We start from the raw sequence: 21,332 nt of genomic DNA, 5'->3' as shown, positions 1-21,332 counted from the left end.
CCTTTACGCAAATTTACGTATAGTCACTCCACTCCCAACTAAACATATCGCCATTATTATCAGCATCACACTAGTAAAAAGTCCACCTGTCTTAGGTAAGGAAGAACCTACATAAAATTCACTATTGCTACTTGAACTATTTCCCTTTACACCATTTGAATTGGAACTAAAGCCGACTATACTAGTTTCATTTTCTTCCCTATCCGTATTTTCATTTCCTACCGTATTGTGTCCTTTTAGACTTCCATCGGTTGTTTCATTTGCAGTATCATTGTTCACTTCATCTGCGTCTTCACTTGTGTCAGTAGTCTTCCCAGGACTTCCATCTCCGTTTACTTCTTCTCTGTCACCATCTGTATCTGTTGTACCACCAATACTTCCTCCTATATTTTCATCGTAGTTATCTTCCGATTCTTCGCTAGGATTTGTTGGTTTAATAACGGTTTGACCAGCTACGTAATTTTCTCTAGGTAAAATATCAATTACTGTGTTCCCTATTACATCATTCGTTAATCCTATAGTAATCAGATGGTCTATCTGAGAAGTACCTTCACTGTTAGTGTAGCCTTCAGTGGTCAACACATCTACACTAAGTTCATCTAGTACATCAGATAATATGTCTAATTGCACAACACCTTCTGAAAAGGTTTTACTTTCTCCATTTAACTTTTGATGTTGGTCTAACACACTTAGATGAATACCATCTAAAACTGGCAATTCATTACCTACTAATTTAACAACACCACTATTAGTTGCCTGAAATTCTTCATCCTTCGCTGATTCCGATAATAAAACAAATGTCGATAAATCACCTAGGAAACTGTCTACTAACTCAATCCCAACTAAAGATGAACTTTCCAATTCAGAAGAGTCATTTTTCATATTTTTAAACTCTAAAACATTTAGTTCCAAGTCACCTAAAGTGATATTCTTTAAAGTAGGAGAACCGTCGTCCCCTAGACTTACAGTAAGAATCTTCGAATTTTCATAATAGCCATTCGTTGTTTCTACATACTGATTTTCAAGGACACCTACATGCAAATTTTCGAGAATAGGTAAATCTGAAGTCTTCAAGTGAACACCTTGTTGTACTTCCAATGTACCTTGATGGATTTCATCTTTTATTGTTAAATTACTTTCTGAAAGCACATCCAACTCCGCTTGATCCGCAATAATCAAATCGTCAACTCTGATATCTGCTACCGCCTTCTCACTTGAAGTTGCACTTTCTGTTGAAGCCTGTTCTTGTTTTAGAACTCCAACATCTACTTCATCCACCACCGTCATGCCTTGGATTGCAATATCTACCACTGCTTCTTCTCTGGAAAATGCATTTTCTTCCGAAGTTACTTCTTGCCTTAATACCGCCAAATCCATTTCATCCACTGTAAGCAAATCTGAGGCAGCGATATCTACCACTGCTTCCTCGTTCAATAAGGCTGTTTCTTTTCGTGATAATACTCTCGCTTTAATGTCACCAATTCCCTTATCATTAACAGAGACATCTGCAATTGCTTCTTCGTTATTGCCATTACTATTTTGCTTGTTCTTTTCATTAGGAATCTCTACATTTATGCTGTCAATTCCAAGCAAATTATTCACGTTTACATCCAAAATTTCAGCCTTCTCAGAATTATTATCCAACACATTTACTTCCACATTTAAAGGCAAATAGGTATCGTTCTCCTCAGCTCCCGCAAAAGATGGCGCTAGTAATACCAACGTCAAAATGGCAAAAATAGTGCAAGTCAACTTCAAGATAATCGTTCTCATTATTATTTCTCTCCTTTTTTATTATGATTTATATCACGTATAAAAAAGGAGTTTTTTCTGGCGGTTTCCTTAAAGGTGTATGAAGCCACTGTATAATTGCATAGCTATTTTTGTGATACCATTTCTTACGTCCCAACTCTTTTAGCAGCACATAAGAAGGTAAGTACCCCATGTGAATATCTCCCCCTATAATCAACGACACACTCGATGATGTTACATTAGTATTGTTGGTAATCATGGGGGTGTTCGAAATTACTATCTTTTGATTTTGTTCCATTGGATTTATAGGTAACACAGGAATATGAACATGCTTCTTATTTTTCATATTTCTATTAGTTTCTATAACCGCAAAATCATACTCTTCTTCAATTTGGAATTTGTCTGCTTCCTGTCCTGCATTCCCCTCCTCTGCCTCAGAATTAGTTTTTAGCACAGGCTGGTCAATTGGGATTTCTGCAGTTTTTTCTATTTCAGAAATGGAAATCTCCTCTTTACTCACGGGAACAGGAGGAGTGAAATTTATTATTTGCTCTGCTAATTTTGGAGCTATAGAAGAATCTGTTGTAGAAGTTTCTTCAGAAAGTATATTTTCCGATTTTGATTCGACTACACTTCCTGCGAATTCAATGACTTGTTTTACCGTTTCGTCTCCTGTTTTCACTGTCTTTTGTATCCCTATCGTTACTTTTTTTGTGCTTTTAGAAACTTTTGTTAGAACAGGGGTTACAATAGGCACTTCGGGAAGAATATCTATGGTCTCATCGACTACGTTTACTAATTTTGGAACAGTGGATTTAGTAATTTCCGTTACATCTGTTATAACCTGCTCAATAGCGGGAGAAGTATTCTCTTCAACATCGTGCACAACATCCGTAATAGGTTTTAAAATAGGAGGAATTTCTTCGGCTTCTTTCGATGGAGCAGTTTTACTTACATTCTCCTTAACTGAATCTACAAATTTTTCTGTCATACTAACTAGTTGATCTATTGTTCCACTTAGCACTCCCTTCTTTTGTTCATCCACTTCTTCTCCATGTACTGGAAAAGGAAAGATAATAAGTATTACAAAACTTATTACCAATGTAATAAAAACTTTTTTCACTTTTGCCACCTCCCGCCTGTTAAAAACAGATAATTCTAATTATTAATTCTATTTCCTAATTAACTGAATGTTAAACTGTTTTTTTATCATATAAAAAAGCATCTCTGTCGATTAAACAATTTCTCACATAATATACATGTAAGAAAAGCGTAAAATTCTCCTTTTGCACTTGTACATTTTCGGTTCACTTTGCACTAAATAATCACCACCTTATAACCGTTGATTAAGCGTAGGTGGATATTTGTCTGTCGCTACCTTACAATGTTCAAGAGAAAATGCTGTTTTGGAAAATGAGAGAAGAGCTGCCGTTCTATTTAGGTTGCAAGGTCCCGAAGATACAATTTCGGAAACTCTACACTTTTTCACCTTGCATTCCTTGCTTATTTTCGCAAAGAAATACTTAGTCGTATGGAGATGCTGTGTTAGAAAGTGACACTTGCTTTAAAATCAATAATGCGGAGGGATGCGACTTTATCGCATCCCTCCGCATCCAGAAAAATCGTTAATGATGTAGTGATCGTTCAGTCCAAAGCAATCAAAAATTGGGCATATACAGAGTGCCTATTGTTTTATCAACAAATCAACTGGTAATTTAATGGATATTTTTGATTAATTAACACATGTGATAAGAAGGATAGGTCTATTGATCAGCCAAAAAGTGCCAGTGAATTACCACTTAACTTTATCTATGCAGCATCTATATAAACTAGCAACACCCTTATTAATGTGGGCAAAGAACGTATTGTTTATTAAACGCGTCTTAGTTATCGCCAGGCTTTCCGCCGGGTGAGCGATCAGCCATCACAGTCGCATGCGCGCCGTTTGTGATGGCTCATCTGGCTCACTCATCCGGCAGGAGTCGCCGCCCTTTCACTACAATCCACTAGAGCTTACTAGTTATTCTGAGTTGGGTAATTGTGTATAAAAAGGAGAAGAATAATTTCTTTTTCAACTAAACTTCCCTTTTTTCCAACTAAATATTAAAAAGTGCCACAAGAATAGAGGTTTTTTTGTTAGTACACGTTGTTAAGAGTGCGTGCAATTAATCAGTGCATCTCACGCCATGTTAAAACTTTATTATGAGAAATTTGTCGTGTTCATCATGTGATTTGTCTCTATCATCCATTTATTGGATTTCACTTCAGATAATACAGTTAAGATTGAAAAGTGAAACTGAATAGCTAGCAAATATGCTGGATTGCAGCGGCAGGCGGCGACTCCGAAGGGATCAGGGAGACAGATGAGACCGCACAAGCGGCGCACATGCGACGGTGCTGGCTCATCGCTCCCCCCTCGGAAAGCGTCCGCCTAGAGCGGAAATCCCGGCGGTCACTAAGACGCATTATATAAAAAATCCGTTCTATACTATGCGTAATAAAAAAACGATGTGTGCCCGAAATTGTACCTTCGTCCAAACCAAAACGAAAACAAACAAATTCTAAAGAAGATTTTATGCTTTTCTTACAAGTATTTTGTGTAAGAAAATGGCTAATCGACAGACGTGAAAAAAGGATACTTTCCTCCAATAAAGAAGAAAAGTATCCTTTTACGAATCTATTATTACTCTAATCAAGGAGGAATCCTCTTCTAATCCTTGCAGGTGCTTCTTGAACGTTTCTATCTTTAGTGAAGAATTCATCACTCTAAAATTTGTATCTAATAACAAATCCTCATATACCTCTTTACTCATAACGATATCATTCCCTTGACTTTCCTGCTGAATACGAGCTGCCATATTAACTGTTCTACCAAAGTAATCTAGAATTTCATTTGCATTCACCGCAATCACTGGTCCAGAATGAAAACCAATTTTCACAAGAATGTCTTGGGACAACTGCTTATTTATCTCCTGGATATGTTGTTGAATTGAAACAGCGGCATTCCATGCGTCTTTCGTTTCTGTGAAGGTTGCCATAACAGAATCGCCAATAGTTTTTATAACTGCACCACCATTTTGTTGAATATGTTGCTTTAAATAATCGAAGTGCTTTTTCACATCAGCATATGCAAGAGCATCACCAATAGACTCATAAAGTCTTGTAGAGCCTTTTAAATCCGTAAATAGCACTGCTATATTTGAAACACCTATCTGCTGGTCAGGTGATAATACTTCTGCCGCAAACAAATCACGAAATAATTGCAAAGAAGTTACTTCTCTTGCTGTTAGTGCAAAACGATCCCACTCTACTTCTTCTATTACTAATACAATTTCTTCATCCGTTTTATTTCCAATCTGTATATTGGACGATCCGGAAACCAAACTTTGTGTAAAACCACTTTCTCTGTATGTTATACACACTTCTTCTTCGGTTTTATATGTACTTACCTCTAACAAATGATTATATTTTAATACTCGAAGGCGAACCTCTCGTCCCCAAATGGGAATTTTCAAATTTTTCGTCGTATTAGGTAAAATGCGAAATTGTGCAAGTACATGTGGTGAATTCATAGGTCCATTCACGCAAAATAATTCTCTTTTTGTTTTACGGATGGAAGGATTGACAGAAAAACGCATTTCAATATAACGATCGAAATTGAGCTCATAGTCAACTCCGCACAAATCGCAATGAACCGTACTATCTAAATGTTTTAAACTACTTGTCTGCCCTTTTGGAACACGACAATTCGGACACATAAGAGACCATTCTTGATCGAGTATGCCCAACTTTGTAGCTAAAAGAAATAGTTCAACCGTTTCTTTTCTATTATAATGATAAGTTTCTGCCCATTGATACGGCTTCATACTTGTTATTTCGTCTTCATTGTAAGTTCGTATTGTGTGCATAAGCTGCGCACTCATCTCTTGGTTTAAAAAAATACCATCCAGTTTGACTGCTAGTATAGAAAGACGATTTTCTTCAACTATAATGGACTGCTTAGTTTGTGGACGAGGAAAATCGACTGTACCATTTTTCTCGAATTCTAACACATATTGAAACGTCTTTTTAAGCTGAGGAATAATAATATTTTTCAAAGACAACTTGCCAATAAGATTTCGACAGATAAACTCCCCTTTTAGTATAAGTAAAGTTTCCTGTTCTTCTCGCGGCTCTAAAATCACATGCCAAAGCGCTCGTTCTATAGGCCCATTTGTGTAGACTCGTTCTATAGAATAATAATGATTCCGTTCCCATTCAAATGTATGCTCTTTCCAAGCTATTTTAACTCCACCTAACGCAGTTGCTTTAGCTTGTCGAATTAGCTTTCCATCATTATAGGAAAACGGGGCAAATTGTACTGGAAACAATCCTATAAAATTATTTAAGTGATTTGTATCTGCAAGCAATGTCCACATTTCTTCAACAGGAATATGAAAGATTCTTTCATCTTGGAAGTGAATTGTTTTTTGCATGGTCAACTCCTACATTTGGTCATGGTATTGATCGCTAATCTTAATAAATTCATCGACATGATCAATAAATAATTGAGTTAATATTGGATCAAATTGCTTTCCTTGTTGCTCGATCATGTAGTGAATAATATCGTCCATTTGCCAAGCTTTTTTATATACACGATCGCTTCCTAATGCATCAAATACATCCGCTATGGCTGTAATTCGTCCAAAAATATGAATAGCTTCACCACTTAATCCATTTGGATAGCCAGTGCCATCCCATTTTTCGTGATGTTCGTGTGCAATAGTAGCAGCAGCTCGAAGCAAGTCACGTCTTGAATGCTTAAATACATTGTATCCAATCACGGCATGCTGCTTCATAATTTCATATTCATCTTCTGTTAACTTGCCTGGCTTAAGTAAGATACGATCCGGTGTAGCAACTTTTCCTATATCATGCATTGGAGAAGCATGTTTCAACAGTAGCGCTTCTTCTTCAGATAGTCCTGCAAGAATAGCTAAAAGGTACGAATATTTCGCGACCCTTTTTACATGATTACCAGTCTCTTGTGATCGGCTTTCACCTATTTCTCCCATTGTTTCAATCATCTCTTTTTGCGTTTCAATTAGTTCATACATGAGAATAGATGACTCTAAAGACTTACTAGCATAAGAAGCTGCAAGGGATAATATTTCAAGATCTTTATCATTAAATTTCCTACTAGCAGTCATTTTATTTATTGCTTGAAAAGCTCCTATTACTTCCCCTTTTGTGTTATGAAAAGGTATACACAATATAGAACGAGTTCTATATCCAGTTTCTTGATCTACCTCTTGGTTAAAACGTTTATCCAAGTAGGCATCTTCTACAATCATTGCTTTTCCAGTTATAACACAGTGACCGATTAAGCCACTATTTTCCGGGACAATGATTTTTTCTATCCCATGAGCTACTACTGTCCAAATATTATTTTCCAGTGGATTATGCAACCAAACGGTACACCGGTCTGCTAGAACTAGTTCTTTTCCTAAATCAGCCATTTTCATTAATAACTTTTCGTGGTTTGTTTCTAAAGAGATCTGTGACATATAATCAAAAATAATCGACAGCATTTTATTCGAATCTAAATGTTCATGCTCATTTAAAATGATTGGTTCTTTATTATCGTGCATAAATATAATCCTTTCTAGGAAAAAATAAATTGATTCATAATAGTGTTAGTATGATAATAGTAGCACGGAACATGTAATTTACAATATAGATAAGTTTTTCTATAGACGAATAGGAGGATTAAGGTAGATGGGTGTATTTAGCTATTTGCTTATCGGGCATCTGATTGGTGATTATTTACTTCAAACAAATTGGATGGCTCGCAACAAGTCCAAAAAGTGGTTGCCTTTGCTTGTACACTGCATCGTTTATACGGTTATTATCATTGGAATTTTGTACATAGGAAACGGTTGGCTACCTCTAAACGCAATTTTGCTTATTTTCGTGAGCCATCTCATATTGGATAAGCGGGTGTTTGTCGTTTGGTGGGTGAAAAATATAATGGGGGCGAAAGAAAAAGATGCGGGATGGCTCATAATTATAGCTGATCAAATATTCCATATCATTGTGTTAGGAGCTATAGCACATTATTGGTATTCTTAAATGTTTTGTTTTTCATCTGACGGGTAAATAATGGTAGTAAGTTATTATGTGAAGGAGGAATACAAAATGATCAATCAACAGTATGAGCACTCAACAGATGACGTAGTTAAAGAAACTGGTGAATATACGTGTGAAGCTGGTATCACAGAAAAATTATATAAGGGTGATAAATTCCCTTCTTGTCCAGATTCAGAAGTGGCTACTTATTGGAAGCACGCAGAGGGGCATCATCATAATTCTGGAGAAACCGTACCAGAATCCGGAAAATACATGGACAAAGACGGAGAAATAATCGAATTTGAGGCTGGTGCATTATTCCCAAATTGCCCTAAAGCTGGTACTCCAACAACATGGAAACACGACGGGAACTAATACCTCCATTTAAAGGTTGAATCTAGTTACCGACAGACTAGATTCAGCCTTTTCCTTTCGTTATCTATAAAAGTCTTCTTACAAAAGTAATAGTAAAATCCTGAACAAATAAAAAAACTAACCATCCACAAATACCTAATCCTATGGATATTAAAAGATGAACCGAATTTTGTAACGCTATATATATCACTATCAACATCATGGCAGTCGCTGGAAATCCCCAAAGTACTCCTAATGCAAATTTGCTTAATACTTCCGTTTTTTCTCCTTGGAAATATAACCATGTAATACTTAATAAACTAACTAAAGGCAATGCAGCAATAACGCCACCATAAGTAGGAAATCTTCTTGCAACTTCTGTCACAATTCCTATAATTATAGCTGAGATTGCTATCTTCATTAAAACATACATTTCTTCGCACCCTGACTTAATAGTTCTAAAGCCTTTTCTACGATTACTTTTTCTTGATCCGATAATTGATCTAGAACTGTTTTCAATTTATTTTCATCTAAACTCGTATTTCTATGTAGAACGTTTTTCCCTGACTCGGATAAACATATAATCACTTTTCTTTGATCCTCTGGATTCTTTTCTTTGATGATATATTTTTTCTCCAACAATCTCTTCACATGTTCTGATGCTGTGTTATGTGAAATATGTAAATAGGAAGCCACTTCATGCACTCCAACATATTGTTTTTTTTCTATAAGCTGAAGTATACGTACAGCTTGATGGGTTATTTTATCTTCGTGTGGATAATGTAAATAAAAATAAATATCCGTCCAATAATGATTTAGTTTAACTACAACTTGTTCATTCATAGTGCACTCTCCTTTATGAATTTATTATATCGTATAACGCGATATAAATTCAAGAAATTAATTGTAGTATCGATTTAAAACAAAAAGACCCCTTTTCCATATCTTTAGACAACGAAAAGAGGCCGTACTTTATTTATTCACTTATAATCCTAAGTTTTTAGCAATAATTACTTTCATTATTTCATTTGTTCCTGCATAAATAGATGCGACAGGTATGTCTCTGTATCTTCTTGCAATTTTGTATTCTTCCATATAACCGTATCCACCATGTAATTGCATACACTCTATGGAAATTTCTCTTGCAGTTTCGGTCAGCCAATATTTTGCCATCGACACTTTCGTGACAACGTCTTTCCCATTAAGATGGTCTTCAATAAGTGATTCCAGAAATGATTTTCCAAGCTCTACTTTTGTTGCCATCTCCGCAATTTTAAATTTTGTATTTTGAAAGGCTGATATGGACTTTCCAAATACTATACGTGATTTTACATATTCTGTAGTGGCTTCAAGCATATCCTCTGAAGCGATTTGTGCTGCAATGGCAACAACGAGTCTTTCTTGTTGCAACTTTTCCATTAGATAGCCAAATCCATGCCCTTCTTCCCCTACTAAATTAGAAGCAGGAACGCGACAATCTTCAAAGTGCAATTCTGCTGTGTCTTGAGCATGAAGTCCAACTTTATCAAGCTTCTTACCCTTAGTGAAACCAGACGTACCTTCCTCTACCATGATTAAGCTAATTCCTTTATGTTTTGGCACTACTTTCGAATCCGTTTTTACGACAATGAGAAATAGATTCCCATTAATGCCATTTGTAATGAACGTTTTTTGACCATTCAGCACATAGTCATCACCCTCTCGGATAGCCGACGTTTGAATACTTGCTAAATCAGATCCGGTACCTGGCTCAGTCATCGCAATTGCGGTAATGGTATCACCTGTCACACAATTAGGTAGCCAGCGCTGTTTCTGTTCTGTTGAGCAAAATGATTCCATATACGGAACGACTATATCATTGTGCAAGCTTACTCCGACTAAACTAGTTCCTACTCTTTCTAATTCTTCTATAATGATCACATTGAAACTGAAATCCAAACCCAAACCACCATATTTCTCTTCTACTTGAGGACAAAGGAATCCCATCTCCGCAAGCTGCTTCCAAAAAGAAATAGGAATGATTCTTTCTTTTTCCCAAGAATCATAATAAGGCACAGCTTCTTTTTGAAGAAATTTTCTAAGCGAAGCTCGAAACATCTCATGCTCATCTGTTTCAAATCTATACCTTCTCAATGTTTATCACTCCTATTCTATTCGTTCAGTAATAGTAGCGTGCGCTTATACGTTCTAGTCTTTTCATCTACATACCCTCTCTGGGTTAGGCTATTTACTGACCTAATTCTTCTTATTGTTTCGATTCTCCTTCTTTTAAATAGGAAAAACGAGATATTTACAATAAATTGAAAATCAAGCCATTAAAAAATACCCAGATGAACAAATAATCACCTTTGCAATTCTCTGAATTCCATTTAACAATATGAATAAATTGTTTTATTGGTCCATCACACTAGAACTTCAATAAACATGGTATCTAAACTCCCGTTAATGAAATTTTTTTAAAATAATACGTTTCTTCTCTAACCATATGATCAGCCATAAGAGGAGTAAAGGTACCTAAAGCTTCCTTTTTAATTTTCATTTCTTCCAACTCTTTTAAAAATACTTTAATAATAGCCATCTCCAATTCAATATCTTCATGGAACTTATCTAATGTTGGAAATTTTTCTACATTGGCACGAAAAAAAATGCTAGTTCATTAGCCTTTAAATAGAAATCTTCCCAGTCTTTCATAAATTGTTGTCCTTTTTCTTTCAGTTTTTTTCAACTCCATCTAGATCTGTATCAATAGCACCCACATGACCGGCAGCATCCAGCATCCAAAGTAAATCATAATGTAAAGGATGTACTAAGGGAGCTTCCTGACCTTGTTCCAAATAGGTAAATACTCGTATCGCCTCTTCTACTTCGTTCACCATATTGTTGATGAAAGACGGAGCTAGCGAGGATTTTATTTCTCCAACCAAATGTTCTTTTATGAGAAACAGTTTAAATACACGAATTTCTTCACTCACTATTTTTGTCTGTTAAGCTAAAAAAATGAGTTCCTCTTTTTTTAACAATTGTTGTTTGGATGCCATTAGTAATTGATCAAAGTGATGAATAAATGAACTTGCAGCAATAATCTTTTCTGTTTCATTAGGAGCTAAAGAATCATGAATAAATCTTCCAGGATCTCCTAGCACTTGTAACCAAAAATGGAGTTCATATAAAGCGGTTTCTTGAAATGAATTTTCCAGTTTAACCCCTCCTTCATTCAATCTATGCAACTATCTACTTAAATAAGTAGAAAGCGACTTTTGGAAGAAGATTTATAATTCCCTTGTTTTATACCAATTAAAATTTCCATAAACACTTTGTCCTCTTAGTATCAATTGTGCCCATCCTTCATAGGATAGTCTGAAGGAGTGATATCATTTGGATCAGCCATTATATCGAGGAAGTTATAAACCTTTTGTGTCACCACTAGACCCTTGTCCACCTATTTTAGTGAAGCATTTTGTTTTACCACCACAAATTTTCACAAATTTTCAACCACCAGGCCTACCACAATATTCCCCAAAGGAAGCACTATGGCAAGGTTCTCTGTGGCCGCAATTTGTCGATGGGTTTTCGCGAGAGGAAGGAATTTCATGAATGAATTCGAAGAAAGATTAGACTTGTTAAAAAAAGTACAACAAATGGACTTTGTAGTAGTTGAGTTAACTTTATACACAGATACTCACCAAGATGATTTAGATGCTTTAGAACAATGGAGAGAAGCAATAAAAGAGGCGGCAAGGGTGCGCAAACACTATGAGAATAAATTTGGACCTTTATCATTAATGTCCGCCCCTTCCAAACAAGCGATAGAGGTAGGCTGGCGTTGGAATCAAACGCCATGGCCATGGCAGTTATAAGAAAGGAGAAACGCAATGTGGGTTTATGAAAAAAAACTGTTATACCCTGTAGAAGTCACCACTTGTAATCCAATGCTAGCAAAATACATTATGGAGCAATATGGTGGTGCAGACGGGGAACTAGCTGCTGCTTTAAGGTATATGAATCAACGTTATACAGTCCCTGATAAAGTAGTTGGCCTTCTGACAGATATATCCACGGAAGAGTTTTCTCACCTAGAAATGCTAGCAACAATGATTTATAAGTTAACAAAAGATGCTTCACCAGAACAATTAGAACAAGCAGGGCTTGGGGCACATTTTGTCAATCATGGACATTCCCTCTTCTACGAAAATGCTGGCGGTGTTCCCTTTACCTCCACGTATATTCAGTCAAAAGGAGATCCCATTGCAGATCTGTACGAGGATATAGCGGCTGAAGAAAAAGCACGTGCAACCTATCAATGGTTAATCGACATCTCAGATGACCCTGGTATAAATGATGCATTAAGATTTTTAAGAGAAAGAGAAAATATCCACTCCCTACGATTCAGAGAAGCTGTAGAACTCTTAAAAGACGAAAGAGACCGCAAAAAAATCTTCTAACCAAACCCACAACCTTTCCAACACGAAATTCACCAATGTTACAAATATGTTACTGGTGCCAGGCACCAGTAACATTTTTGTAACAACCATAATTCCATAAAAAAAAAACGTTTGGTAGTTTGGGTTTCCCCTGCTACCAAGCGTTTTTTACTTTTTTTAATCGAACGATAAATCTGGTCTCTTAGTTTTAAATCCGGAAAGAATCTAAAAATCTAAGAAAAATTACACCATTCCAATGATGAGACTATTGTTAATAATTATTTATTCCAAGTTAGTTCAGTATAATTCATTGTACATCGGTGAACAATAATTTCAACGATGAAAGCATATTAAAAACTTCCCCCAATATAGCAATGCTAGGAGGAATTATTCATGAAATCTTTGGGAGTTAAAATCGGAGTATTACTTGTTTTATTTTTTTGTATAGCATATGCTACTTCAGCTATGGATAGAGGACGACCTTATTATGAAAAAAAAGGATATGTTCTATGGGGAATTAAAACCGAGGAAAAAGTTATTGCACTTACGTTTGATGACGGTCCTCATACCACTTACACTCCACAGATATTAGACTTGCTTGCAGAATACGATGCTAAAGCGACGTTTTTCGTTATTGGTGAACGAGCAGAGTCTTTTCCAGATCTTATTCTTCAAATAGGCAAGGAAGGCCATGAAATAGCGAATCATACGTATTCACATCCTTTAAAAATCACACCAGACAAGCTTAAAGAAGAACTAAAAAAAACGAATGAAATTATCCACGATATAACCGGTACTTATCCATTGTTTTATCGTCCTGTAGGAGGAAGTTACAATGATCGTATCATTAATACCGCTATTGAAAATGGATACAAAGTAATCATGTGGTCGTGGCATCAAGATACGGAAGACTGGAAAACCCCAGGAGTCAATAAAATTGTAAAAAAAGTATTATCTGGCGCTCACCCAGGTGATATTGTGTTATTTCATGATGCAGGAGGAGATCGTTCTCAGACTGTGAAGGCACTTGAAGAAATATTACCAGAACTCAAAAAACAAGGGTATAAGTTTGTAACAATATCGGAGCTTATAGAAATAAACAGCATGAGTGTCAAGCATTAACCATCCATTCTTTATGAATTCTGCCCAAAATCGATTAATAAAATTCCTTTTGCTTATACGAGTTAACACAGTTACTAGCATTCCCCTTAACTTCAAAACAAACATGAATTCAATTCTATATTAACTCAGACCATTTAGATAAAAATGAAGCTTTTACTCAATACCTAAACCTAAAGAAGAGCAAACCATTTTTTTGGCTTGCTCTTCCTTCTTTCATTCAATATTACTCAAATTTATCAATCAATTCACTTAATGAATATGCAACTTTTTGAAGTTCATCACTCATTTTTTCCAATGAACCCATTGCATTTGTCTGTTCTTCTGTCGAGCTTGCAACTTCTACTGTTTGTTTAGCAGCATCACTTGCAAAACCTTTAATGTTTTCAAATGCGGCAAGTATTTCTTCTGAGCCTGCTGACATTTCTTCTGTAATCGCCGAGGTATCTTGAATCTCTAAGTTTATTTGACTGATCGTACCTACCACCTGTTCCAACATTTCACCAATCTTTTGAACCGCTTCAGTACCCTCTGTAACTTTTGTGGATGTTGCAACCATCACATCGCTAACGTCATTCGTGACTTGTTCGAAATTATCAATCAGCGCTCTTATTTCTTCAGCTGATTGCTTTGATTGCTCTGCTAATCTTCTTACCTCGTCTGCTACTACTGCAAACCCTTTTCCAGATTCACCTGCACGTGCTGCTTCAATTGCAGCATTTAGCGCAAGTAAATTAGTTTGTTCAGCAATATTTGTCATCACACTTGTTATTTCTTGAATTTGTTTAGATTGTCCACTCAGTTCTTCCACTTTCTCGACTGTTTGGTGAACCATTTCTTGAACATCTGTAATCTGTTTAACAACTCGCTTAGATTCTTCATGACCCTTACTTATAAAAATAGTAACGTCATTTGAAGTATTCGACATCTTATTCCCTGAATCAGCAATTCTTTGTATGCCTATTGACATCTGTTCTAGTGCAGTGACTGAATCTTCGCTATGCTGTAATGATTTTGCACTTCCTGCCGCCAATTCAACCATACTTTTATTAATCGAACTATTATTATCCGTTGTCATTTCAATTGTCTCAAAAAGCTGCTTTGATGAACGTAATACCTGAGTAGAGTGACTAGTCATCTCATTCATTACTGCGCTCAATTGCTCGTGAGAAGCCATAAATAATTTTGCTAAAGCGGAAATTTCATTTTCTGATCGGAACTTTATTCCTTCCACTTTTTGGGACGCTACAGTCCATTTTCCTTCTGCAAAGTCACCCAAGGCTTCGCTTACAACAGTAAGAGGCGCCAACGTTCGTTTTGTGTATATATAAAATATGGTTGTAAGAACAAGAATAATCACAAGAAATATTATCGCAACAAGAGGAATAGTGGTTTTAAGAAGATTGTTCTGAATTCCTACTACATTTTCTGCGGCGATATCAACTGCCAAGATCCCAACAACATCACCTTTACTGTCTCTAATTGGTGAAAATGCAGATAAGTATCTGCCAAACTCCGGATCATTAATAACTTTGGTACTTACAGAATTCCCCTGTAACACGGAGCTTACATCTTCAAATGTTGTGACTGTTGTTTTTTGTCCAATGGTTGCGGCACCTTCTGCACCTTTTGGAAAACCATCTATCATTATTTCAACCGATTTTGTATCGGCTTTTAGCGTATACAAATAAAGTACGCCCGTGCTATCCAATGCATTGACAAACTTATCTCTTAACTCCCAATATGTATCACTTTCCACGGGTTCTTCCAGAATTTTTTTGTATTTATCTCCGTCCACTCTACTAGCCAAATAATCCGCAGTTGTTACCGCTTGACTTCTAATAGAGTCTTCTACCGTTTTGAGCGTACTATAGGTAAACAACGCAGAAACTGCTACAAACAAACACAACATGACAGTAATAAGCATTAGAGCCATTTTTGTGCTTAAAGATTTTCTCCTCATTATATTAACCCTTCCCTCTCAAAAATCCCCAAATAACTCACCAAAATATATCTACAAGTTATTATCGGCATATATAATATATTTTTTGAGTTATCAAAATAAAATACTTTTTAACTTTAGCGTTACACCTAAAATAAGTTACAAAAGTATTACAGGTGCCTAGCACCCGTAATACTTCTGTAAAAAATAGCATGGTACCGGGTTTTTACCCTGGTACCACGCTATTTTTTACTTTTTATCTTTTTCAAATAGGACGATTAAAGAAGGTAGTAGTATTCCTCGAATTAAGAATGTGTCTAGGATAATCCCTACTGCTACTATGAATCCAAACACAAATAGTAATTGGATTGGTTGCGTCATGAGGACTGCAAAGGTTGCTGCAAGTAAAATACCTGCTGACGAAATAACCCCACCGGTATTAGCAACCGCAATTTGAACCGCTTCTTTTACAGTGTGCTTTTTACGCTCCTCTAAAAATCTAGAAATTAAGATAATATTATAATCAATTCCAAGTGCTACTAAGAAAACAAATGAATACAGTGGAACTCGGTTACTTATCGTATCGATGTCAAAAAATAAATTAGTTAAGAACATGCCAAGTCCAACTGCCGCTAAGAAAGATAGTAAAATTGTTCCCATCATGTATACTGGCATTTTAAATGACTTCGTTAAGAAAATAAGCATAATAAAAATTAATATTGTTTCTAACAACACGATAACGATTAAATCACGATCATTAACTGAGCGATCATCCACTTTCGTCGCTGTTTCACCTGCAAAGTAAAGTTCTCCATTTATATTACTTGATTGCAACATGTTTTTTTCGTTCTCAACCATATTCTCTAATGCATCCATGGATTCAACCGAATAAGGATTTTCTTCGAAAGTTAATTGGTATTGAATCGCATAACCGTCTTCTGAAATTCCAGCTGGGCGAACTTCACTTACTAAAGTTTGTTTAGAAAGCTGTTTCTGTAAACTCTCTTGTACCTCTGGTGTTATTTCATTTGTAGATTCAAATAGAACCGTCGTTGGAGCTAGATCACCTTTTTCAAACTTCGCTTCAATGACTTCATATCCTACTCGTGAAGGCATGTCACTTGGAAAAGATTTGATTGTATCAAATTCATATTTCATATTGAACATATTGAAAGCAGATATTACTAGAATGGCTAATATCGATAATGCTGCAACAATCGGTTTATTGACAACAAATTTACCAATTTTACTCCACAGCGTACTTGTTTTTATTTCTGTATCTCCAAATTTCGGAACTTTTGGCCAAAATGATTTTCTGCCAAAAAGTGTAAACAATGCAGGTACTAACGTTATCGATGCAATCATAATAACAAACATAGTCGTACCGAATATTGGAGCAAAGTTTCGATAATCACCAAACTCTGAAAAAAACAGAACGAGCATCGCTGCAAGTACGGTTCCGCCTGCGTAAAATACAGGGATTCCGGTTTCACGCATCGCCCACTTCATTGCATCAAATTTACTTTCATAGTTCTTCAGTTCCTCTCGGTATCGAGAAAAAACGAATAACGAATAATCTATCGTTGCAGCAAATAATAAGATAGACATAATGGATGTAGCCTGAGTCGCTAATTCTAATCCACCTTTTCCAAACAGACCTAGAATTTGGTTAACTACTTCATACACAAATGCAGTTGCTATCAACGGAATTAATGCTAGTAGCGGAGAACGGTAAATTACGATTAATAAAATCAAAACAATTCCAACTGTAGATAGTAGCAATACAATATCTGCTCTTGAGAATAAATTTAACGTATCTACAGCAATTCCTGCTGGACCTGTCATATAAACAGTCATTTTTGTTTGATCTTGGACAATTGTTTTTACCTTTTCAATACCTGCTTCTAAATCTTTTGTATCTAAGGAAGGTTCAAAGCTTAATGGAATCACCGCTGTCTCTTTATCTTCTGAGAAAAAGCCAGCAAGAGCTTGCGGTGGAAGACTACTAAAAGGTATCAACTCTTTTAACCCATGAATATTAGCTGCACTCACTTTATCTAAAGCCTCACCAAGGATTTCTGTATTTATTTCTCCGTTGTCTGATTGAAGAACTAGAATACCTGGTATACTTTCTGCATCTTTAAAGTGGTCATCTATCTTCTGTTGTGCAATGACGGATTGGGCATCTTCTGGTAAAGAAGCGACGCCTGATACCTTGTACTCACTTGCGCTAGGTGCAAACACAGCTAACAACATAGTAATGGCTACCCATACCCCTAGTGTAATCCACATTCCTTTTTTGGAAGTTACAAAATCTGTTACATATCGAATAATCTTCTGCATAATTCACTCTCCTTAAAATTCTTTATAAGTGACACTTGTGTCACTTTGAACAAAAAAAACATAACTGTCTCTTATATTATGTTCAAAAGTGACAGTTATGTCAATTACTCTATCTGGAACATTCCATGACATAAAATTTCTTTTATTGAAGCTATCCATTCATCTTGAGAGATCCCGAAATGGTTTGGTATAGCAATTGTTTGAAATACCATTCCTAATATTACTGCTGTAGGTAAATGACTTTTAATCTTTTTTTCTTTTCTACCCAAATCAATTAAACCTTGGAATTGCTGATACATATCCACATGGTATTCACCTAATTTTACTTTATTTCCTTCTACTCTTTTTGTCGCGTTGGAAGGAATTTGATTTATTATCTCCAATACTTGATGAATATTATTATGTTGGAAAATAAAATCAATCAATAAATCAAATTGAGTTTGGAAATCACCTTTTTTATTGAGTGCATTCATTTCAGTTAGGAAACGATTCATCTCGTACATTAAAAACTCAGAAATTAATTCATCTTTATTTTCGTAATATTTATATATGCTACCTCTCGATACGTTTAGAATAGCAGCCAATCGACTGAATGAGAAAGATTCATACCCTTCATTAATAATCATTGCTTTAGTGGCATTGAATAATTCCTCGTCTGTAAACTTTCTTTCCCTTGCCATCACGCTCACCTCACTACTTACTCAAGTATAGTACATGAATGCAAATACATAAACTATCCCTAACAAGCTAAAAACATTACAAAATTGTTACGGGTGCCAGGCACCTGTAACAATTTTGTAACGTTAATTGAAATTAGTAATCGCGGTGGCAATTTGGTCGATGACTGGGATGGTGCTCGTTTTCGCGTTTTCCGTCAATATCGTAAAAATTAGCGTTTCTCCATCTTTGGTTTTTGCATAACCGGCAAGTGATTTAATATTTTCTAAACTCCCTGTTTTAGCAATAATATTTCCTTTTGCTGGTGCCATTTTTAATCGATTCCGTAGTGTACCACCTATAAATCGTTCAGGTTCACCTGCTATTGGAAGGCTTTTCATATATGTGTTATACCAGGGCTCAGAGCGGACAACATACAATAGATGTGATAATTGACCTGAAGTAGTTTTATTGGAATAAGACATTCCCGATGCGTCTTCAAAGTTCCACTTAGAACTATCCAATCCTATAGAATCCCCATATTCACGCATTACTTTAAGACCTGCATCCCAGCTTCCTACCCCGTATGTAACTTTTCCCATCTCCTTAGCTAACATTTCCGCATGTGTATTATTACTCAATTTCATAAATGGAACGATTAATTCTTTCAAAGGCATGGATTTTCTAGACAATAATGTATGTGCCCTTTCTGGAGTTTTACCTTGAAGTACTTTAGATGAAGTGGCAAATGTTATTCCTTTTTCCACTATTGATCTTTTAAAGACATCTAGTGTATAAAGAGTAGGGTTCGTTACAGAAATCCATTCTTTTGCCCCAGAGGACCCCATTGGAGAATTCCCAGTAATAACTACCTTGTTTGCACCAACTTGACGAGTAATCTTCAACGTACTTTTGTTTCCTTTAGGAACTGTTTTAGAATTATTCACTACTTGTAATACACTCGTTAAGGGAGTTAACGTTACTTTCGTAGCGTATCCATTAGTTGCTGGTTTTGCTTCAACAATAACAGATCCTGCATCAAAATCGTCATTTGGTGAAAGTGTTAATGCGGATATCGGTGCCGCATAATAGTAAGGCTCATCCTCTTCTAAAATACCTGCTGACAATCGAACAGTGTCAAACCACGTGTCATCACCGACTAAATTCCCAGAAATCTGTTTAATTCCTTGCTTCACTAAACTATCTGCAAAGCTATTCAACTGTGTTTTCAATAAAGTCGGATCTCCTTGACCGCGTATATACAAATTACCATTTAATATTCCATTCCTCACTTTGCCATCAGTTAAAACAGCTGTAGAAAAACGATAATTTTCACCAAGTGTATCTAGTGCTGCAGCGCCAGTTAACAATTTAAGTGATGACGCTGGAGTAATTTCTTTATCCGCCTCATACTGGTACACCACTTCTCCAGTAGATGCCTTTCGAATCGTGACACTAGTCGAAGCATTTCTCATTCTACTATCCATCATTATATTGTTAATCGTATTTTTTAAGTTCGTATAGGAAGTTGCTGCCTCAACATTAGAATCGACTGTTACAGGAAAAAATACTGATCCAATTACTATAAATAAAGCAATTATACTTACTAAAGGTTTTCGCCAAATTCTTCTCACTTTTTACCTCCCGTATTATTAATTTAGATATAATTAGTTTAACGATTAATTATCAAATAATACTTTTATGTTTGACAAAACTGCAAAATGAGATTCAAATTTCCGCTTGACCTTACATCATTTTGCATTTATTGTTAATATTAACAAATAAATCTTAAGGAGAAAAATATGGCAAACCTCGAAAATATTCTAAGAAGCATCATTTCAGCAGACTCGAATACTGTTTCATCGGAAGTTTTGAATGAAATGATTGATAACATAGGATCTACAGACCCAATCTTGCGGGACAATCTTATTTACAGCGCTTTTTGTACATTAATAACAGGGAATTATCTGGATCAACAACAACTGGAATATATCCTAAATAAACTGTTAGAGAATAAATCAGTAGTATTGGATATAGATAAGCCGATAACTGACTCTGTATTTACTCGATCGTTTACTATACTTTTTTATGCTGCCATTGTAGAATACGATTCTACTAAACAAATAATAAGTAAAGATTTAGTACGTAAAGTTATAGATGCAACACATGAATATATGGGAAAAGAATCAGACTTTAGAGGATATGTAGAGAAAAAAGGTTGGGCTCATGCTCCTGCACATGGTGCTGACTTACTAGATTCCATCGCTAAACATCCTATTGCATCTGAGGATGACGCCTTAATGACTTTGCAACATATCACACGATTTCTCACCTTGGCTCATGGTTATCAGGACGATGAAGAAGAACGGTTAGCACGTGCATTTGTTACACTAACTAAATATCATCTTAATGAAGATTTCATAAAAACTTGGTTAATACAACTAAAACAATCTCTTTCAGAGAAGCGTGCAAATTCTAAAGGAGAACTACAACCGTATTATGCGCAACTAGCATTTAAGAATTTCCTGAAATCCTCTTACTTTTTACTAGAAAAAGAAGCTATCCAAAATGATATAAAAGAAACAATAAAGGATTTAGTTGTTCAAATGATCTACTAACAAATAAGGCTGCTCCAC

The 21,332-nt window shown here is 35.8% G+C and carries 21 protein-coding genes; 7 read left to right on the top strand and 14 right to left on the bottom strand.

Features of this window, described 5'->3' with window-relative positions; genetic code table 11:
- Positions 1–3: 3 nt before the first annotated feature.
- The 4 genes from PB01_RS02570 to PB01_RS02555 form a co-directional block, all read right to left on the bottom strand.
- Entirely contained in the window at positions 4–1,773 is a 1,770-nt protein-coding gene (locus PB01_RS02570) for a hypothetical protein (protein ID WP_151698732.1), read from the bottom strand.
- 28 nt (positions 1,774–1,801) lie between these two features.
- On the bottom strand, positions 1,802–2,875 hold the full coding sequence (locus PB01_RS02565) for a hypothetical protein (RefSeq protein ID WP_225986144.1): 1,074 nt from the start codon (positions 2,873–2,875) through the stop codon (positions 1,802–1,804).
- Positions 2,876–4,421: 1,546 nt separating this feature from the next.
- The gene (locus tag PB01_RS02560) at positions 4,422–6,227 is read right to left on the bottom strand and encodes an adenylate/guanylate cyclase domain-containing protein (RefSeq protein ID WP_151698730.1); all 1,806 of its coding nucleotides are present in this window, start codon (positions 6,225–6,227) and stop codon (positions 4,422–4,424) included.
- Between the two features lie 9 nt (positions 6,228–6,236).
- Entirely contained in the window at positions 6,237–7,382 is a 1,146-nt protein-coding gene (locus PB01_RS02555) for an HD domain-containing phosphohydrolase (protein WP_151698729.1), read from the bottom strand.
- Between the two features lie 127 nt (positions 7,383–7,509).
- Between PB01_RS02555 and PB01_RS02550 the strand changes: the two genes are divergently transcribed.
- On the top strand, positions 7,510–7,863 hold the full coding sequence (locus tag PB01_RS02550; protein WP_151698728.1) for a DUF3307 domain-containing protein: 354 nt from the start codon (positions 7,510–7,512) through the stop codon (positions 7,861–7,863).
- Between the two features lie 66 nt (positions 7,864–7,929).
- On the top strand, positions 7,930–8,235 hold the full coding sequence (locus PB01_RS02545; protein ID WP_151698727.1) for a hypothetical protein: 306 nt from the start codon (positions 7,930–7,932) through the stop codon (positions 8,233–8,235).
- 64 nt (positions 8,236–8,299) lie between these two features.
- On the opposite strand, the gene PB01_RS02540 is transcribed toward PB01_RS02545, so the two are convergent.
- From PB01_RS02540 to PB01_RS21710, 6 genes are all read right to left on the bottom strand, one after another.
- Positions 8,300–8,647 (bottom strand): DUF3147 family protein, encoded by a 348-nt coding sequence (locus PB01_RS02540; protein WP_151698726.1) that lies wholly within the window; start codon positions 8,645–8,647, stop codon positions 8,300–8,302.
- Positions 8,635–9,057: a MarR family winged helix-turn-helix transcriptional regulator gene (locus PB01_RS02535; protein ID WP_151698725.1), complete on the bottom strand. Its 423-nt coding sequence runs from the start codon at positions 9,055–9,057 to the stop codon at positions 8,635–8,637. The genes PB01_RS02540 and PB01_RS02535 overlap by 13 nt, the downstream gene beginning before the upstream one ends.
- 141 nt (positions 9,058–9,198) lie before the next feature.
- Complete coding sequence (locus PB01_RS02530; protein WP_151698724.1) at positions 9,199–10,347, bottom strand: acyl-CoA dehydrogenase family protein; 1,149 nt, start codon at positions 10,345–10,347, stop codon at positions 9,199–9,201.
- A gap of 298 nt (positions 10,348–10,645) precedes the next feature.
- Positions 10,646–10,792, bottom strand: coding sequence for a DUF2935 domain-containing protein (locus PB01_RS21720; protein ID WP_318837545.1), 147 nt, complete (start codon positions 10,790–10,792; stop codon positions 10,646–10,648).
- Positions 10,793–10,925: 133 nt separating this feature from the next.
- Entirely contained in the window at positions 10,926–11,186 is a 261-nt protein-coding gene (locus PB01_RS21715; protein ID WP_318837504.1) for a hypothetical protein, read from the bottom strand.
- 12 nt (positions 11,187–11,198) lie between these two features.
- Positions 11,199–11,432 (bottom strand): DUF2935 domain-containing protein, encoded by a 234-nt coding sequence (locus PB01_RS21710; protein WP_318837503.1) that lies wholly within the window; start codon positions 11,430–11,432, stop codon positions 11,199–11,201.
- Between the two features lie 157 nt (positions 11,433–11,589).
- Here PB01_RS21710 and PB01_RS02520 point away from each other — a divergent pair, with 157 nt between their 5' ends.
- The 4 genes from PB01_RS02520 to PB01_RS02505 all read left to right on the top strand — a co-directional run bounded on the left by PB01_RS02520 (position 11,590) and on the right by PB01_RS02505 (position 13,757).
- Positions 11,590–11,808: a spore coat associated protein CotJA gene (locus PB01_RS02520; RefSeq protein WP_151698723.1), complete on the top strand. Its 219-nt coding sequence runs from the start codon at positions 11,590–11,592 to the stop codon at positions 11,806–11,808.
- The gene (locus PB01_RS02515) at positions 11,805–12,071 is read left to right on the top strand and encodes a spore coat protein CotJB (RefSeq protein WP_192797443.1); all 267 of its coding nucleotides are present in this window, start codon (positions 11,805–11,807) and stop codon (positions 12,069–12,071) included. Before PB01_RS02520 ends, PB01_RS02515 begins: the two co-directional genes overlap by 4 nt.
- Positions 12,072–12,086: 15 nt before the next feature.
- A complete protein-coding gene (locus PB01_RS02510; protein WP_151698721.1) occupies positions 12,087–12,656 on the top strand; it encodes a manganese catalase family protein in 570 nt (189 codons plus the stop codon).
- A 372-nt stretch (positions 12,657–13,028) separates the two neighbouring features.
- Complete coding sequence (locus PB01_RS02505; RefSeq protein WP_151698720.1) at positions 13,029–13,757, top strand: polysaccharide deacetylase family protein; 729 nt, start codon at positions 13,029–13,031, stop codon at positions 13,755–13,757.
- Positions 13,758–13,980: 223 nt separating this feature from the next.
- On the opposite strand, the gene PB01_RS02500 is transcribed toward PB01_RS02505, so the two are convergent.
- From PB01_RS02500 to dacB, 4 genes are all read right to left on the bottom strand, one after another.
- Entirely contained in the window at positions 13,981–15,717 is a 1,737-nt protein-coding gene (locus PB01_RS02500) for a methyl-accepting chemotaxis protein (protein ID WP_151698719.1), read from the bottom strand.
- Between the two features lie 228 nt (positions 15,718–15,945).
- Positions 15,946–18,039: an MMPL family transporter gene (locus PB01_RS02495; protein ID WP_151698718.1), complete on the bottom strand. Its 2,094-nt coding sequence runs from the start codon at positions 18,037–18,039 to the stop codon at positions 15,946–15,948.
- A 104-nt stretch (positions 18,040–18,143) separates the two neighbouring features.
- Positions 18,144–18,719, bottom strand: coding sequence for a TetR/AcrR family transcriptional regulator (locus tag PB01_RS02490; RefSeq protein WP_151698717.1), 576 nt, complete (start codon positions 18,717–18,719; stop codon positions 18,144–18,146).
- A 123-nt stretch (positions 18,720–18,842) separates the two neighbouring features.
- Positions 18,843–20,330, bottom strand: coding sequence for a D-alanyl-D-alanine carboxypeptidase/D-alanyl-D-alanine endopeptidase (gene dacB, locus PB01_RS02485; RefSeq protein WP_151698716.1), 1,488 nt, complete (start codon positions 20,328–20,330; stop codon positions 18,843–18,845).
- A 168-nt stretch (positions 20,331–20,498) separates the two neighbouring features.
- Here dacB and PB01_RS02480 point away from each other — a divergent pair, with 168 nt between their 5' ends.
- Positions 20,499–21,314: a DUF2785 domain-containing protein gene (locus PB01_RS02480; RefSeq protein WP_151698715.1), complete on the top strand. Its 816-nt coding sequence runs from the start codon at positions 20,499–20,501 to the stop codon at positions 21,312–21,314.
- Positions 21,315–21,332: the final 18 nt, after the last annotated feature.

The organism is Psychrobacillus glaciei, from assembly GCF_008973485.1.
Lineage (GTDB): Bacteria > Bacillota > Bacilli > Bacillales_A > Planococcaceae > Psychrobacillus > Psychrobacillus glaciei.
The sequence above is the reverse complement of the archived record's forward strand: the minus strand, read 5'-3'. Positions and strand labels throughout refer to the sequence as shown.

Excerpts from the sequence above, each read along its gene's own strand:
- PB01_RS02560 (WP_151698730.1), bottom strand. The coding sequence starts at position 6,227 with ATGCAAAAAACAATTCACTTCCAAGATGAAAGAATCTTTCATATTCCT.
- PB01_RS02550 (WP_151698728.1), top strand. The coding sequence starts at position 7,510 with ATGGGTGTATTTAGCTATTTGCTTATCGGGCATCTGATTGGTGATTAT.
- PB01_RS02570 (WP_151698732.1), bottom strand. The coding sequence starts at position 1,773 with ATGAGAACGATTATCTTGAAGTTGACTTGCACTATTTTTGCCATTTTG.
- PB01_RS02535 (WP_151698725.1), bottom strand. The coding sequence starts at position 9,057 with ATGAATGAACAAGTTGTAGTTAAACTAAATCATTATTGGACGGATATT.
- PB01_RS02515 (WP_192797443.1), top strand. The coding sequence starts at position 11,805 with ATGAATGAATTCGAAGAAAGATTAGACTTGTTAAAAAAAGTACAACAA.
- PB01_RS02555 (WP_151698729.1), bottom strand. The coding sequence starts at position 7,382 with ATGCACGATAATAAAGAACCAATCATTTTAAATGAGCATGAACATTTA.
- PB01_RS02505 (WP_151698720.1), top strand. The coding sequence starts at position 13,029 with ATGAAATCTTTGGGAGTTAAAATCGGAGTATTACTTGTTTTATTTTTT.
- PB01_RS02500 (WP_151698719.1), bottom strand. The coding sequence starts at position 15,717 with ATGAGGAGAAAATCTTTAAGCACAAAAATGGCTCTAATGCTTATTACT.
- PB01_RS02510 (WP_151698721.1), top strand. The coding sequence starts at position 12,087 with ATGTGGGTTTATGAAAAAAAACTGTTATACCCTGTAGAAGTCACCACT.
- PB01_RS02545 (WP_151698727.1), top strand. The coding sequence starts at position 7,930 with ATGATCAATCAACAGTATGAGCACTCAACAGATGACGTAGTTAAAGAA.
- PB01_RS02490 (WP_151698717.1), bottom strand. The coding sequence starts at position 18,719 with ATGGCAAGGGAAAGAAAGTTTACAGACGAGGAATTATTCAATGCCACT.
- PB01_RS02540 (WP_151698726.1), bottom strand. The coding sequence starts at position 8,647 with ATGTATGTTTTAATGAAGATAGCAATCTCAGCTATAATTATAGGAATT.
- PB01_RS02495 (WP_151698718.1), bottom strand. The coding sequence starts at position 18,039 with ATGCAGAAGATTATTCGATATGTAACAGATTTTGTAACTTCCAAAAAA.
- PB01_RS02480 (WP_151698715.1), top strand. The coding sequence starts at position 20,499 with ATGGCAAACCTCGAAAATATTCTAAGAAGCATCATTTCAGCAGACTCG.
- PB01_RS21720 (WP_318837545.1), bottom strand. The coding sequence starts at position 10,792 with ATGGCTATTATTAAAGTATTTTTAAAAGAGTTGGAAGAAATGAAAATT.